This window comes from Amycolatopsis stemonae, from assembly GCF_054781455.1.
The window spans coordinates 122,328-136,357 of record NZ_BAAGUJ010000010.1 but is presented as its reverse complement, the minus strand read 5'-3'; the positions used below and the strand labels follow the sequence as shown (position 1 = coordinate 136,357).

General features: G+C 70.5%; 14 protein-coding genes. 13 read left to right on the top strand and 1 reads right to left on the bottom strand.

What is annotated here, in order from left to right; translation table 11 throughout:
• Nucleotides 1–15: 15 nt before the first annotated feature.
• The gene (locus ACYVLJ_RS32450; protein ID WP_460441533.1) at nucleotides 16–2,094 is read right to left on the bottom strand and encodes an alpha-galactosidase; all 2,079 of its coding nucleotides are present in this window, start codon (nucleotides 2,092–2,094) and stop codon (nucleotides 16–18) included.
• 76 nt (nucleotides 2,095–2,170) lie between these two features.
• Here ACYVLJ_RS32450 and ACYVLJ_RS32445 point away from each other — a divergent pair, with 76 nt between their 5' ends.
• The 13 genes from ACYVLJ_RS32445 to ACYVLJ_RS32385 all read left to right on the top strand — a co-directional run bounded on the left by ACYVLJ_RS32445 (nucleotide 2,171) and on the right by ACYVLJ_RS32385 (nucleotide 14,003).
• Nucleotides 2,171–3,340, top strand: coding sequence for an ROK family protein (locus ACYVLJ_RS32445; RefSeq protein ID WP_460441532.1), 1,170 nt, complete (start codon nucleotides 2,171–2,173; stop codon nucleotides 3,338–3,340).
• A gap of 12 nt (nucleotides 3,341–3,352) precedes the next feature.
• Nucleotides 3,353–4,633 (top strand): ABC transporter substrate-binding protein, encoded by a 1,281-nt coding sequence (locus ACYVLJ_RS32440; RefSeq protein WP_460441531.1) that lies wholly within the window; start codon nucleotides 3,353–3,355, stop codon nucleotides 4,631–4,633.
• Nucleotides 4,630–5,583: a carbohydrate ABC transporter permease gene (locus ACYVLJ_RS32435; protein ID WP_460441530.1), complete on the top strand. Its 954-nt coding sequence runs from the start codon at nucleotides 4,630–4,632 to the stop codon at nucleotides 5,581–5,583. The genes ACYVLJ_RS32440 and ACYVLJ_RS32435 overlap by 4 nt, the downstream gene beginning before the upstream one ends.
• On the top strand, nucleotides 5,583–6,416 hold the full coding sequence (locus ACYVLJ_RS32430) for a carbohydrate ABC transporter permease (protein ID WP_460441529.1): 834 nt from the start codon (nucleotides 5,583–5,585) through the stop codon (nucleotides 6,414–6,416). Before ACYVLJ_RS32435 ends, ACYVLJ_RS32430 begins: the two co-directional genes overlap by 1 nt.
• Before the next feature lie 25 nt (nucleotides 6,417–6,441).
• On the top strand, nucleotides 6,442–7,749 hold the full coding sequence (locus ACYVLJ_RS32425; RefSeq protein WP_460441528.1) for a glycoside hydrolase family 27 protein: 1,308 nt from the start codon (nucleotides 6,442–6,444) through the stop codon (nucleotides 7,747–7,749).
• Nucleotides 7,750–7,913: 164 nt separating this feature from the next.
• On the top strand, nucleotides 7,914–8,723 hold the full coding sequence (locus tag ACYVLJ_RS32420) for a CoA transferase subunit A (protein WP_451974821.1): 810 nt from the start codon (nucleotides 7,914–7,916) through the stop codon (nucleotides 8,721–8,723).
• Entirely contained in the window at nucleotides 8,720–9,478 is a 759-nt protein-coding gene (locus tag ACYVLJ_RS32415) for a CoA-transferase subunit beta (protein ID WP_451975193.1), read from the top strand. The genes ACYVLJ_RS32420 and ACYVLJ_RS32415 overlap by 4 nt, the downstream gene beginning before the upstream one ends.
• Nucleotides 9,475–10,656 carry a thiolase family protein gene (locus ACYVLJ_RS32410; RefSeq protein WP_460441527.1) on the top strand — a complete coding sequence of 394 codons (1,182 nt, stop codon included), beginning with the start codon at nucleotides 9,475–9,477 and terminating at the stop codon, nucleotides 10,654–10,656. Before ACYVLJ_RS32415 ends, ACYVLJ_RS32410 begins: the two co-directional genes overlap by 4 nt.
• Before the next feature lie 13 nt (nucleotides 10,657–10,669).
• Complete coding sequence (gene pcaH / locus ACYVLJ_RS32405) at nucleotides 10,670–11,407, top strand: peptidase associated/transthyretin-like domain-containing protein (protein WP_460441526.1); 738 nt, start codon at nucleotides 10,670–10,672, stop codon at nucleotides 11,405–11,407.
• Entirely contained in the window at nucleotides 11,404–11,958 is a 555-nt protein-coding gene (pcaG, locus tag ACYVLJ_RS32400; RefSeq protein WP_451974815.1) for a protocatechuate 3,4-dioxygenase subunit alpha, read from the top strand. The genes pcaH and pcaG overlap by 4 nt, the downstream gene beginning before the upstream one ends.
• Entirely contained in the window at nucleotides 11,955–12,758 is an 804-nt protein-coding gene (pcaD, locus tag ACYVLJ_RS32395) for a 3-oxoadipate enol-lactonase (protein WP_460441525.1), read from the top strand. Before pcaG ends, pcaD begins: the two co-directional genes overlap by 4 nt.
• Entirely contained in the window at nucleotides 12,755–13,159 is a 405-nt protein-coding gene (pcaC, locus tag ACYVLJ_RS32390) for a 4-carboxymuconolactone decarboxylase (RefSeq protein ID WP_451974811.1), read from the top strand. The genes pcaD and pcaC overlap by 4 nt, the downstream gene beginning before the upstream one ends.
• Nucleotides 13,160–13,169: 10 nt before the next feature.
• Nucleotides 13,170–14,003, top strand: a complete 834-nt coding sequence (locus ACYVLJ_RS32385) for an IclR family transcriptional regulator (RefSeq protein ID WP_460441524.1) — start codon at nucleotides 13,170–13,172, stop codon at nucleotides 14,001–14,003.
• The last annotated feature ends 27 nt before the right edge of the window (nucleotides 14,004–14,030 follow it).

Below are 14,030 nucleotides of genomic sequence, written 5' to 3'. Positions count from 1 at the left end.
GATCGGCGTGGGTAATCAGACCCTGGTCAGCCGCAAGACCGCGCTCGCGTAACCGCTTCCCGGCAGGTCGACGCCGAGGCCGTGGCTCAGCAGCACCGCGCCGTCGTGGACGGCGCCGTCCTGGTCGCGGTAACGCGCGTCCGGCGCGAGGCCGGCGAGCCGGGGCGGGGTGCAGGGCCGCGCGAACTCCGTCGGGCGGCGCCAGAAGAAGACCACCACCTCGCCGCCCAGGACGTACTGCACGGCGGTCAGCGCCGACGTCGCCGGGTCCGCCAGCCGGTACAGCTCGCCGTGCTGCACGACGGGCCGGATTTCCTTGTACAGCGCGACAAGCTCGGCCGCTTCGTCGAGTTCGCCGTCGCTCCACTTCGGGAGGTCGCCGCCCAGGCCGAGCACGCCCGCCATCGCGACGTGGAACCGGAAGCGCAGCGGCGCTTCGCGGCCGGTGGTCGGGTTCGGGCTGTCGGTGACCCAGGCGGACATCGTGCCGGCCGGGTAGAGCTGGCCGTAGCCGTGCTGGATGGTGATCCGGTCGGCGGCGTCGGTGTTGTCGGACGCCCAGATCTCGTCGGTGCGCGCGAGGATCCCGAGGTCGGTGCGCCCGCCGCCGCCCGCGCAGCCCTGGATCCGCAGGTCCGGGTGGTCGGCGCGGAGCCGGTCGAGGATGGCGTGCACCGCGCGCACGTGGTCGACCCAGACGCGTCCGGCGTCCTCGCCCGGCCAGCCCGCCTCGGTGAACGCGCGGTTCATGTCCCACTTGAGGTAGTCGATGCCGTGCTCGCCGACCAGGCGGTCGAGCCACTTGTGGGCCCAGTCCGCGACGTCCGGCCGCGCGAAGTTGAGCACGAGCTGGTTCCGCAACGTCGTCCGCTCGCGGTGAGCCATGTGCAGCACCCAGTCCGGGTGCGCGCGGTAGAGGTCGCTGTCCGGGTTGACCATCTCGGGCTCGACCCAGAGCCCGAACCGCATGCCCCGCGCGTGGACGGCGTCGACCAAGGGCTGCAACCCGGCGGGGAAGCGCTGCTCGTTGGCGGTCCAGTCGCCGAGCCCGGCGGTGTCGCCGGTGCGGGCGCCGAACCACCCGTCGTCCATGACGAACAGTTCCGCTCCCAGGCGAGCGGCCGCCTCGGCCAGCTGGGTTTCGGTCTGCTCGTCGACGTCCCACCCGGTGGCTTCCCAGGAGTTGTAGACGATCGGCCGCAGCTCTTCCGGATGCGGCTGGACGAACTCGCGGACGTACGCGTGCCAGCGCCGGCTCGTCCCGCCGAAGCCGTCCGGCGCGTAGAGCCCGGCGAACACCGGCGTCTCCCAGGTCTCGCCCGGCTGCAACGACCAGCTGACGTTCTCGTGGCCGAACCCGCCGGTCCACGTGACGCGCCCGGTGTGCGTGTGCTCGACGGTGATCCGCCAGCTCCCGCTCCACGCGAGCGCGGTCGACCAGACCTCCCCGGACGTCTCGGTCGCGTCACCGGCGTCGAGTATCACCCACGGGTTGACCTGGTGGCTGGACACGCCGCGACGGCTGGTCAACGTCGTCTCGCCGACCGGCAGGGCTTCGCGCAGCACGCCGTACTCGGCGCTCCACGCACCCGACGTCCGGCTCAGCCGGGCGCCGTCGCGACGGGGGAGCGTCCACGACGCGGAATCCGTGCGCAGCAGGGAAACCGGCTGGTCCGCGCGCAGCGACGTCCAGCGCTCGATGACGTCGCCGCGAACCCGGTAGTGCAGCGAAAGTTCCAGGGGGTAGTGCCGGTCGACGAGCCGCACGACCAGGGAGTCCTCGGTGCCGGAATGCCCGTCGTAGCGCCACTCGAGCGCCGACGTCCCGTCCTCGTACCGGACGGCGAGCGCCGCTACGCCGAAGAACGCGCCGCCCTCGGCCGGGAGCTCCTGCCGCTCGTCGCCCGGTTCGTCGAAGCTGCTGTCGGCCGGGTTGCGGCGCGCGGCGACCTGCGTGGCCTGCGCCAGCGTCAGGGGCGGGCCCCAGTGGACGTGCCGCGGCCGGTCGTCGGCGTCGAGGCGGAAGGCGTACGAGCTTTCGGGGGTGCGCAGCAGCCAGAGCCGGTGCTCAGGGTCGTGTTCGACGAGCGACATGGTCCCGAGCGTAGGCATGACCAGCGGAAAAATAAATTCTTGACGAAGTTAATTAATAGTTCCTATCCTTCCGGCCATGCCTCGCAGTGCACCGGCAAGGGCGCCGATCACCAGTCCCGCGGCGGCGACCGTGTTCACCACGGTCCTGACCGAGGGGCCGGTCTCGCGCGTCGACGTCGCCCGGCGCACCGGTCTGTCGTCGGCCGCGGTCACCAAGGCGGCCCGGCCGTTCATCGAAGCCGGTTACCTCGAAGAACTCGCTTCCGAAGGCCGTACCGGCCCCGGCGCCGGCCGCCCCGCGAACCCCCTCGCGATCCGCCCGGACCGCGAGTACTTCGTGGGCGTCAAGATCACCGGTGACGACCTCATCGGCGTGGTCACGGACCTGCGCGCCGACGTCCGCGCCAGCGCCCACCACGCGCTGAAGAGCCACGACGTCGAGCACGTCGTCGGCGCGCTGGCCGACCTCGTCGGCGAACTGCTGACCGGCGACCTCCGCGAACGCGCCTACTGCCTGGGCGTCGCGGTGTCCGGTGACGTCGACCGCGCTTCGGGCGTCGTCCGGTACTCGCCGTTCCTCGGCTGGCGGGACGTGCCCCTGGCGGCCCTCCTGGAAGAGGCCACCGGGCTCACGGCGACGCTGGAGAACGACGTCAAAGCCCTCGCCGTCGCCGAGCAGTGGTTCGGCGAAGGCGTCGGCGCGTCCTCGTTCGCGCTGGTCACGGTGGGGACGGGCATCGGCAGCGCGCTCGTCGTCAACGGCGACCTGGTCCGCGGCGCGCACGGCGTCGCGGGCGAGATCGGGCACGTCCCGGTCGCCGACGGCGGCCCGTCCTGCCACTGCGGTGGCCAGGGCTGCGTCGAAGCGATCGCGTCCACCGAAGCGATCCTGACGCGCGCCCGGGAAGTCGCCGGCGAACCCGCGCTGACCATGGGAGACGCCGTGACGCGCGCCCGTGGTGGCGACGACTCGCTGCGCGAGGTGTTCGCGGGGGCCGGGCACGCGATCGGGCTCGGCCTGGCCGCGCTGGTCAACCTGTTCGGCCCGGAGCGGGTGGTCGTCTCGGGTGAGGGCGTCGCCACCTACGACCTGTTCGAGGACCAGATCCGCCGGACCTTCGCGGTCCAGGCGTTCGGCAGCGCCGCCCGCTGTGGCCTGGTGATCCGGCCGCTGCCGTTCGAAGAGTGGGCGCGGGGCGCGGCCGCCGTCGCCATCCAAAGTCTTTTCGTCGCCGAGAGCGTTTAAGGAGTGAGCCCTGTGACATCCAAGCTGAATCGCCGAAGCTTCCTGGTCGGTTCCGTCCTCTTCGCCGGTGGCGCCGCACTCGCGGGCTGCACGAGCGACCCGCTGAACAAGAACGCGGGCGCGTCTTCGGGCGCGAAGGTCACGTTGCAGCAGTGGTACCACGCGTACGGCGAATCCGGGACGCAGCAAGCGGTCCAGCGCTACGCCCAGGAGTTCACCAAGGCCAACCCGGACATCGCGATCAACGTCAGCTGGATCGCCGGCGACTACGAGACCAAGCTCAACTCCGCGATGCTCACCGCGCAGGCGCCGGACCTGTTCGAGCTGGGCGACTTCCGCTACCAGAACGTCAAGAACGGCCTGCTCGCGCCGCTCGACGACATCGTGGACCCGGTCAAGGCCGACTTCAGCGCCGCCGCCCTGGACACGGTGACCGTCGACGGCAGGATCTACGGCGTCAAGATGATCGACGACGTCATGATGCTGTACTACCGCAAGAGCGCGCTGCAGGCCGCGGGCGTTCAGCCGCCACAGACGTTCGCCGAGCTCCTCGAGGCGACGCGGAAGCTCAGCAACGGCAAGCAGAAGGGCCTGTACGTCGGCACGGACGGCGTCGGCGAGGCCGCGACGCTCCTGCTCTGGTCGTCCGGCGGCGACTTCTTCGACTCGAGCGGCAAGAAGGTCGCGTTCGCCTCGCCCGAGGCGATCGCCGCGATCGGCGGCCTCAAGCAGCTGCACGACACCGGCGGCCTGCTCCAGGGCTACCCGACGGACTGGTCCGACCCGGGCGCGTTCGCCAACGGCGCCACCGCGATGCAGTGGGGCGGCCTGTGGTCGCTGCCGGACATCAAGAAGGCCCTGGGTGACGACTTCGGTGTCGTCGCGTGGCCGAAGTTCGGCGACGCCGGCAAGCAGGTCGCGCGCGTCGGCGGCTGGTACCAGCTGGCCAACGCGAAGAGTCGGAACCTCGACGCCGTCAAGAAGTTCATCGACTGGCTGTGGGTCAAGAACGCCGGCCTGCAGAAGGACTGGTGCGTCAAGTACGGCTTCCACATCCCGGCCCGCAAGCCGGTCGCCGCGCAGACGACCGAGTTCTCCAGCGGCCCGGCGAAGGACGCCGTGACGATCTCGCAGCAGAACGGCAAGTCCTACTCGGGGCTGTGGAACAAGGCGTCGGCGACGCTGTTCCTGCAGGCCGCGACGAAGATCGCGAACGGGCAGGCCGATCCGGCCGCCGAGCTGGGCGACGCGGCGAAGAAGGCACAGGCCGAAGTCGACAAGCAGCTGGCATGACGGCCTTGCTGGAGGCACCGACCGTCTCGGCGCCGGCGAAGAAACGCCGCAAGCGCCGTGACTGGCGGGCGATCGGCGCGTTCGCCGTGCTCACCGGGCCGGTGGTGGTCGGGCTGGGGCTGTTCAAGTACGTCGCGATCGCGTGGAGCTTCCTGCTCAGCTTCAACGACGCGCGCGGCACGATCACCATCGGCCACTGGATCGGCTTCGACAACTACGCGTTCCTGCTGGGCGACGACGCCTTTCTGACGTCGCTGTCGACGATCGCGATCTTCACGGTGTTCATCGTGCCGATCACGTTCGTCGCGTCGCTCGGGCTCGCGGTGCTGATCAACAGCATCAAGCGCGGCAAGGCGTTCTTCCGGACAGTGTTCCTCATCCCGGCCGCGGTGTCGTACGTCGTCGCGGCGCTCGTGTGGAAGATGGCCCTGTTCAACGGCCTCCCGTCCGGCGTCGCGAACGTCGTCGGCGGGCTGTTCGGGGCCGATCCGGTGCCGTGGTTGTCGGAGACGAGCCCGCCGGTGTACTGGGTCGCGGTCGTGACACTGCGGCTGTGGCTGCAGGTCGGGCTGTACATGATCCTGTTCCTGGCCGGGCTGCAGGCGATCTCGCCATCCCTCTACGAAGCCGGCGAGCTGGACGGCACGACGAAGTGGCAGGCCTTCCGCTACATCACCCTGCCGCAACTGCGGAACACGTCGGTCGCGGTGCTGCTGCTCATCCTCATCGCCGCGTTCCAGGCGTTCGACGAGTTCTACAACCTCTTCGGCACCGGGCTTTCCGGCACGGCGACCGCACCGGTGAAGCCGCCGCTGGTCTATCTCTACGACTCCGCGCTCGGCGACCAGAACTACGGCGTCGGCTCGGCGGGCGCATTCCTGCTCACCGTGATCATCGTCGTGATCACGCTGCTGCAGGGCCGGTTCGTCGGCTTCGGGAAGAAGGACTGATGGCCGTTCTGACCGCGCCCCGCAAGGCGCCGAAGTACGTCCTCGCCATGGTGCTTTCGGTGATCTTCCTGCTGCCGTTCTACATCATGCTGCGCAACGCGCTGATGACGCGGCAGCAGGTCAGCTCGCCGGACTGGTCGTGGCTGCCGGACCCGCTGTCGTGGGTCAACTTCGGCGCCCTGTTCGCCGACGCCTCGGTCCCGATGGCGCATTCACTCTGGAACTCGTTCCTGGTCGCGGTCGTGACAGCTCCGGTCGGCACGCTGTTCGGCTCCATGGCCGGGTACGCCCTCGCCCGGATCCCCGTGCCGGGACGGCGTGCGGTGTTCACGTACGTGCTGGTCACGCTGATGATCCCGCAGTCGGTGACGTTCGTGCCGACGTTCGTCGTCGTGGGTTCGATGGGCGGGGTCAACACGGAGTGGGGGATCATCGCGCCGAACCTGTTCAGCGCGTTCACCGTGATCCTCTTCCGCAACTTCTACCTGCGGTTCCCGGCCGAGATCGAGGAGGCCGGGCGCCTCGACGGGCTCGGCTACCTGGGCGTCTACCGGCGTCTCGTGCTGCCGAATTCGGGGAGCATGCTCGCGTCGCTCGGCGCGCTGATGTTCATCGAAAGCTGGAACGCGTTCCTGTGGCCGCTGGTGATCGGGCAGGACCCGTCGTCGTGGACCGCGCAGATCGCGTTGTCGACGTTCCTGACCGCGCAGTCGGTCAACCTGCCGGCGCTGTTCGCCGGCGCCCTCGTCACCATCGCGCCGCTGGTCGCGATGTTCCTGGTCGCCCAGCGGTTCATCGTCCGCGGCATCGCGGCGAGCGGGCTCAAGGAGTAGGTCCCCTTACCGGAGGAGTGTTCCTTTGAAGCGCTTCTTTTCCGTCTTCCTCGCGGTGCTCGGTTTCCTGTCCTTCCTGGTGCCCGTGGCCGGCGCGCGGACGCCGTTCGTCAAGCCGTTCATGGGCTGGAGCAGCTGGAGTCTCGAGTCGTCGACCCGCGCGGGTTACGGCACTTCGTGGCTGAACGAGTCACACGTCCGCGACGCGGCCGGCGCGCTGGCGTCGAAGCTCAAGTCCGCGGGCTACACCTACGTCAACATCGACTCGGGCTGGAACGCCGACCTGTCGTGGGTCTTCCACACCGACGTCAACGGCATTCCGACGCCTGATCCAGGCCGGTTTCCGTCCGGGATCCCGGCGCTGGCGTCCTACGTGCACTCGCTCGGGCTGAAGCTGGGTCTGTACTCCGTGACCGGCCTGGAGAAGGAGGTCTACGCCAAGAACGCGCCCATCCAGGGGACGACGTGCCACGCGCAGGACATCGCGTACCAGCCGTTGACGCCGTCGAACATGTGGGGCGGCAACTGGAAGGTCGACTTCTCGAAGCCGTGCGCGCAGAAGTACTACGACTCGATCGTGGCGCGCTTCGCGTCGTGGGGCGTCGACTTCGTCAAGGTCGACGGGACCACCGAGGACAACGTCGCCGACATCGCCGCTTGGTCCCGGGCGATCGACCACTCGGGACGGCCGATGTGGCTGACGGCCAGCGCGTGGCCGGTCCCGCGTGCGGCCGGGCCTTCGCTCGCTCCCTACGCGAACGGCGTGCGGGTGAACACCGACGTCGAGTGCTACTGCGACACCGTGTCCACCTGGGACAGTTCGGTGAAGGCGCGGTGGGCGGACCTGCCCGGCTGGCTCGGCGTGTTCGGCCCGCAGTACCGGCCCGACCTGGACTCGATGCCGATCAGCAACAACACGGGCTCCGGCATCCAGGACGGCATCTCCGACGTCGAGCGGCAGAGCGTGATGACGTTCTGGTCGATGGCGTCTTCGCCGCTGTACGTCGGGGGAGACATCTATTTCCTGGACGCGTCCGCCGTGTCGATCCTGACGAATCCCGAGGTCATCCGGGTCGACCAGGCCGGCTCGTACCCGACGCGGGTGACCGGCGGCGACCACCAGGTGTGGAAGAAGCGCGCACCCGACGGCAGCTGGTACGCGGCCGTCTACAACCTGGGTTCGACGCCCGCGGACATCACGGTGGACCTGGGTGTTCCCGGGGCCCGTCCCGTGCGTGACCTCGTCGCGCGCAAGGACCTCGGGCGGGCCCGGGGCTCGTGGACCGCGACCGCCGTCCCGCCACACGGCTCCCGGCTGGTCCGGATCGGCTGATTCTCGGCCTCGAAGGGGACTTTTCCCGTGCGAACGGCGGGAAAAGTCCCCTTCGTCGTGCGTGCGTCATCCATTGGGTGGAAGACGTCTGGTCGGCGCGCCGGTCGTCGTGCTATGTTCGGTGGCAGAACGAGTGTGCGTGATGCGAACAGTTTGGAGACGTGATGGCGGAGTTGCTGTCGCTCGAGGAGGCCGTGGGCCGGCTGGTGCACGACGGCGACACCGTCGCGCTCGAAGGCTTCACGCACCTCATCCCGGTCGCGGCCGGGCAGGAGATCATCCGGCAGCGCAAGCGTGGCCTGACGCTGGTGCGGATGACCCCGGACATCGTGTACGACCAGCTCATCGGCGCGGGCTGCGCGAGCAAGCTGATCTTTTCGTGGGGCGGCAACCCCGGAGTTGGCTCGCTGCACCGCTTCCGTGACGCGGTCCAGCACGACTGGCCGGTGCCGCTGGAGATCGAGGAACACAGCCACGCGGGCATGGCGAACCGGTACGTGGCCGGCGCGTCCGGCCTGCCGTTCGCGGTGCTGCGCGGCTACACGGGCACCGACCTGCCGGGGCAGACCGACACGATCAAGCCGATCACGTGCCCGTTCACCGGCGAGCGGCTGACGGCGGTGCCGGCACTGAACCCGGACGTCACGATCGTCCACGCGCAGCGCGCCGACCGCGAGGGCAACGTCCAGATCTGGGGCATCACCGGCGTCCAGAAGGAAGCCGTCCTGGCGGCGAAGCGCTCGATCGTGACGGTCGAGGAGATCGTCGACGAGCTGGAACCCCGTCCGGGGGCGATCGTCCTCCCGGCCTGGGTGGTCACCGCAGTGGCCGAGGTCCCGGGCGGTGCGAAGCCGTCGTACGCGGCCGGGTACTACGAGCGGGACAACTCGGCGTACCAGGCGTGGGACGAGATCGGCCGCGACCGCGAGGAGTTCACGAAGTGGCTGAACGAGCTGACGGGGGTTTCGGCATGAGCGCCGGCTACACCGCCGACGAGATGATGAGCATCGCGGCGGCCCGCGCCCTCGGTGACGGCATGTCGTGCTTCGTCGGCATCGGCCTGCCCAGCAAGGCGGCCAACCTCGCCCGTCGCACGCACGCCCCGGACCTGACGCTGATCTACGAATCGGGCTGCCTGGGCGCGAAGCCGTCCCGGCTCCCGCTCTCGATCGGCGACGGCGAGCTGGCCGACACCTCCGACGCGGTGGTGAGCGTGCCTGAGGTATTCAACTACTGGCTCCAGCCGGGCCGCATCGACGTCGGCTTCCTCGGCGCCGCCCAGCTGGACAAGTTCGGCAACATCAACACAACGGTGATCGGCTCGGACTACCACGACCCGAAGGTCCGCCTCCCGGGCGCGGGCGGTGCCCCGGAGATCGCGGCGTCGTGCGGCGAGGTGTTCATCGTGCTGCGCCAGAGCCCCCGGGCGTTCGTCGACAAGGTCGACTTCGTGACGTCGTTCGGCCACGGCTCGGGCAAGGGCGACCGCGAGAAGCTCGGCCTCCCCGGCAAGGGCCCGACGCTGGTCGTCACCGACCTCGGCCTGATGCGGCCGGACCCCGAGACGGCGGAGCTGACGCTGACCGAGCTCCATCCGGGTGTGGAGCTGGATCGCGCGGTGGCGGCGACGGGGTGGAAACTGAAGGTCGCCGACGACCTGAAGGTCACCCCCGCCCCGACCGAGCAGGAGCTCAAGGTGCTCCGAGACCTGGAGAAGGCAAGCGAATGACCGACGTCTACGTCCTCGACGCGATCCGCACCCCGTTCGGCCGCTACGGCGGCGCGCTGGCCGGCGTCCGCCCGGACGACCTGGCGGCCGGGGTGCTGCGCGCCCTGCAGTCCCGCAACGACCTCGACCCGTCCACAGTGGACGAGGTCGCCCTCGGCGACGCGAACGGCGCGGGGGAGGACAACCGCAACGTCGCCCGCATGGCGGCGCTGCTCGCGGGCTGGCCCACGAGCGTCCCGGGCACCACCGTGAACCGGCTCTGCGGTTCCGGTCTCGACGCGGTGATGCAGGCCAGCCGCGCGATCCAGGTCGGCGACGCGTCGCTGGTGGTCGCCGGCGGCGTCGAGTCGATGACCCGGTCGCCGTTGGTCATGCCCAAGCCGGAGAAGGCTTTCCCGGCCGGGAACCAGACGCTCTACAACACCGCGCTCGGCTGGCGCATGGTCAACCCGGCAATGCCGTCCCAGTGGACGATCTCGCTGGGGGAGTCCACCGAGAAGCTCGCCGAGCGCTACGGCATCGGCCGCGACGAGCAGGACGCTTTCGCCGCCCGCAGTCACGTCAACGCCGCCAAGGCGTGGGACGAGGGCTTCTACGACGACCTGGTCGTCCCGGTCGAAGGCGTCGACCTCGCCCGCGACGAGGGCATCCGCCCGGACTCCAGCCCCGAGAAGCTCGCCAAGCTGAAGCCGGCCTTCCGCAAGGAGAACGGCACCGTCACCGCGGGCAACGCCTCGCCGCTGAACGACGGCGCGTCGGCGCTGCTGCTCGGCGACGAAGCGAGCGCGAACCGGCTGAACGCGACTCCGCTGGCCCGCATCGCCGGTCGCGGCGCGGCGGGCGTCGACCCGGACGTGTTCGGCATCGGCCCGGTGCGCGCGGCGGAGATCGCCCTCGAGCGCGCCGGCATCGGCTGGGACGACCTGGCCGCCGTCGAGCTGAACGAGGCGTTCGCGGCGCAGTCGATCGCCTGCCTGCGCGACTGGAAGAAGCTCGACCCGGAGATCGTGAACACCCACGGCGGCGCGATCGCCATCGGCCACCCGCTCGGCGCGTCCGGCGGCCGGATCCTCGGCACCCTGGCACACGACCTGCACCGCCGCGGCGGGGGCTGGGGCCTGGCCGCCATCTGCATCGGCGTCGGCCAGGGCCTGGCCGTCGTCCTCGAAGGCCGGTAAGGGAGAGAACAACGTGGCCACTCCGACCGAACTCAAGCTGCCGCGCTACGGGGAAGACCCCGAAGGCACGCATCCCCCGCTCGGCTACCCCGGCTACCGCTCGACGGCGCTGCGGCACCCGAAGCAGGAGCTCGTCCTGCTGCCGCAGATGCTGACCGAGGTCACCGGCCCGCTGCTCGGCCCCGGCCGGCTCGGCGAGCACGACAACGACCTCACCCGCCAGCACGCGGGGGAGCCGCAGGGCCAGCGGATCATCGTCACCGGCCGGCTGCTCGACGGCGACGGCCGCCCGGTGCGCGACTCGCTCGTCGAGATCTGGCAGGCGAACGCGGGCGGCCGCTACCGGCACACCGGCGACCGCTGGCCGTCCCCGCTCGACCCGAACTTCGACGGCCTCGGGCGCACCCTGACCGACAGCGACGGCCGCTACACGTTCACCACCATCAAGCCCGGCGCGTACCCGTGGAAGAACCACGACAACGCCTGGCGCCCGGCGCACATCCACTTCTCGGTGTTCGGCTCGGCGTTCACGCAGCGGCTGGTCACCCAGATGTACTTCCCGGACGACCCGCTCTTCTACCAGGACCCCATCTTCAACTCGATCCCCGACGAAAAGGCCCGTCAGCGCATGGTTTCGCGCTACGACCACGAGATCACGCAGGCCGAGTGGGCCCTCGGGTTCCAGTTCGACATCGTGCTGCGCGGGCCCGAGGCGTCGGTGTTCGAAGAGGAAGAGGACGAAGACGAATGACCAAGCTGCTCCCGACCCCTTCGCAGACCGTCGGCCCGTACCTGTCGATCGGGCTGCCCTGGCCCGACGGCCCGTACGTCGTGCCCGAGGGCACGCCCGGCGCGTTCTGGATCCGCGGCACGGTCCGTGACGGCAACGGCGACCCGATCCCGGACGCGATGATCGAGACGTGGCAAGCCGACTCCGACGGCGGCTTCCGCCACCCGGACGACCCGCGCGGCGAGGCGTCCGGCGACTTCCGCGGCTTCGGCCGCTGCCCGACCACTCCCGAGGGCACCTACGGGATCCTCACCCTGCTGCCAGGTGTCCTGCCCGGCGAAGGCGGTACCACGCAGGCCCCCCACATCGACGTCTCGGTGTTCGCGCGCGGCCTGCTCAACCGGTGCGTCACGCGGATCTACTTCGAAGACCAGGACAACTCGGAAGACCCGGTGCTGGCCACCGTCCCGGAGGACCGGCGAAGCACCCTGATCGCGTCGAAAACCGAGGACGGCTACCGCTTCGACGTGCGCCTCCAGGGCGAAGGCGAGACGGTGTTCTTCCGGGTATGACGAACGTGAACGGAGGTGACGTCGTGGGAGCCGTGCGGCTGCACCGGGTCGTCGAAGGGCCCGAAGACGGGCCGGTGGTGGTGTTCGGCGGGTCGCTCGGCAGCGACCTCCGGATGTGGGAACCCCAGGTCGTGCCGCTGCTGGAGCGCGGCTACCGCGTGGTCCGCTACGACACGCGTGGCCACGGCGCCTCGCCGGTGCCGCCGGGCCCGTACGACCTCGACGACTTGGGCGCCGACTTCCTCGCGTTGCTGGACGACCTCGAGGTCGGCACGGCGCACTTCGTCGGCCTGTCCCTCGGCGGGATGACCGGCATGTGGCTCGGCGTCCACGCGCCCGAGCGGATCGCGAGCCTGGTGCTCTGCTGCACGTCGGCGAAGCTGGGGCCGCCGGAGATGTGGCGGGACCGGGCCCGGACGGTCCGCGAGGAGGGCACCGCCGCCGTGGCCGCGGCCGGCGTCGCCCGGTGGCTGACCCCGGCGTACGCCGGGAAGCACCCGGACCGCGCCGCGTACCTGCGATCCATGATCGCCGGGGTCCCGGCCGAGGGCTACGCGGCCTGCTGTGGCGCGATCGAGCGGATGGACCTGCTGGACGTGCTGCCGAAGATCACCGCGCCGACCCTGGTCATCGCGGGCGCCGAAGACCCGTCGACCCCACCGGAAGGGCACGGTGACCTGATCGCGGCCGGCATCCCGGGCGCGCGGATGGAGGTCGTGGCGGACGCCGCGCACCTGGGCAGCTACGAGCGGCCCGAGGAGTTCACCCGGCTGATCCTCGGGCACCTGGAGGCGAAGTGACGACCGAACGCCACGAGCAGGGCATGAAGGTCCGGCGCGAAGTGCTGGGCGACGAGCACGTCGACCGCGCGGTCGCGGGCACCACGGACTTCAGCCGCCCGTTCCAGGACTACATCACCGAGGGCGCGTGGGGCTCGGTGTGGTCGCGTGACGTCCTGGACCGCCGGACCCGCAGCTGCGTCACATTGGCGGCGCTGACCGCGCTGCAGGCGCACAACGAGCTGGCGATGCACGTCCGCGCGGCGGTCCGCAACGGCCTGACGGCGGCGGAGATCGGCGAGGTTCTGCTGCACACGGCGGTCTACGCGGGCGCACCGGCGGCGAACGCGGCGTTCGCCATCGCGCAGCGCACCCTGGCGGAGCTCGGCGAGCCGACGGCCCTGCCGTCCGACGCCGGATAGGCTGCCGGGCATGGACACGGGGAGGCCGCGGATCGAAGCCGAGCTCGACAGCGAGCCGGCGCACCGCGGCGCCCACCACGTCCAGTCGCTGGAGCGCGGCCTGGCGGTGATCAAGGCGTTCCACGCGGACGCGTCGGAGCTGACCCTGAGCGACGTCGCCCGCGCGACGGGCTTGACCCGCGCGGCGGCCCGCCGCTTCCTGCTGACCCTGACCGACCTGGGCTACGTCCGCACGGACGGCAAGTACTTCTCGCTCACGGCCCGGGTGCTGGAGCTGGGTTACGCGTACCTGTCGAGCATGACGCTGCCGGAGGTGGCCCAGCCCCACCTGGAACACCTGTCGGCACGGGTGCACGAGTCGAGCTCGGTCTCGGTCCTGGAGGGAACGGACATCGTCTACGTGGCGCGGGTGGCGGTCTCCCGCATCATGACGGTGAGCATCAACGTGGGCACCCGCTTCCCGGCGCACGCGACGTCGATGGGCCACGTCCTGCTGTCGGGCCTGAGCAGGGCGGAGCTGGAGGCGTACTTCCTGGTGGCGAAGCTCGACCGCCTCACCGACCGCACGGTGACGGCCCCGGAACGCCTGCGCGCAGAACTGGCGACGGTCGCCGGCCAGGGCTGGGCCATGGTGGACCAGGAGCTGGAGGAAGGCCTCCGCTCAGTGGCGGCCCCCATCCGCGACCGCAGAGGCCGGGTGGTGGCGGCGGTGAACCTGTCCACCCACGCGAGCCGCACGACGGCGGAGTCGGTGGAGAAGGACCTGGTCCCACCCCTGCTGGAAACGGCCCGGGCGATCGAAGCCGACCTGGCGGTGGGCGCACCGGGCCGAGCCCATGGCTGACCGGCCCCCACGTGCGTTCACCTCCGT

What these genes read in the sequence shown, in the direction of transcription:
- ACYVLJ_RS32410 (WP_460441527.1), top strand. Translation starts at nt 9,475, where the DNA reads ATGACCGACGTCTACGTCCTCGACGCGATCCGCACCCCGTTCGGCCGC.
- ACYVLJ_RS32435 (WP_460441530.1), top strand. Translation starts at nt 4,630, where the DNA reads ATGACGGCCTTGCTGGAGGCACCGACCGTCTCGGCGCCGGCGAAGAAA.
- pcaD (WP_460441525.1), top strand. Translation starts at nt 11,955, where the DNA reads ATGACGAACGTGAACGGAGGTGACGTCGTGGGAGCCGTGCGGCTGCAC.
- ACYVLJ_RS32450 (WP_460441533.1), bottom strand. Translation starts at nt 2,094, where the DNA reads ATGTCGCTCGTCGAACACGACCCTGAGCACCGGCTCTGGCTGCTGCGC.
- ACYVLJ_RS32385 (WP_460441524.1), top strand. Translation starts at nt 13,170, where the DNA reads ATGGACACGGGGAGGCCGCGGATCGAAGCCGAGCTCGACAGCGAGCCG.
- ACYVLJ_RS32420 (WP_451974821.1), top strand. Translation starts at nt 7,914, where the DNA reads ATGGCGGAGTTGCTGTCGCTCGAGGAGGCCGTGGGCCGGCTGGTGCAC.
- ACYVLJ_RS32415 (WP_451975193.1), top strand. Translation starts at nt 8,720, where the DNA reads ATGAGCGCCGGCTACACCGCCGACGAGATGATGAGCATCGCGGCGGCC.
- ACYVLJ_RS32445 (WP_460441532.1), top strand. Translation starts at nt 2,171, where the DNA reads ATGCCTCGCAGTGCACCGGCAAGGGCGCCGATCACCAGTCCCGCGGCG.
- pcaG (WP_451974815.1), top strand. Translation starts at nt 11,404, where the DNA reads ATGACCAAGCTGCTCCCGACCCCTTCGCAGACCGTCGGCCCGTACCTG.
- ACYVLJ_RS32430 (WP_460441529.1), top strand. Translation starts at nt 5,583, where the DNA reads ATGGCCGTTCTGACCGCGCCCCGCAAGGCGCCGAAGTACGTCCTCGCC.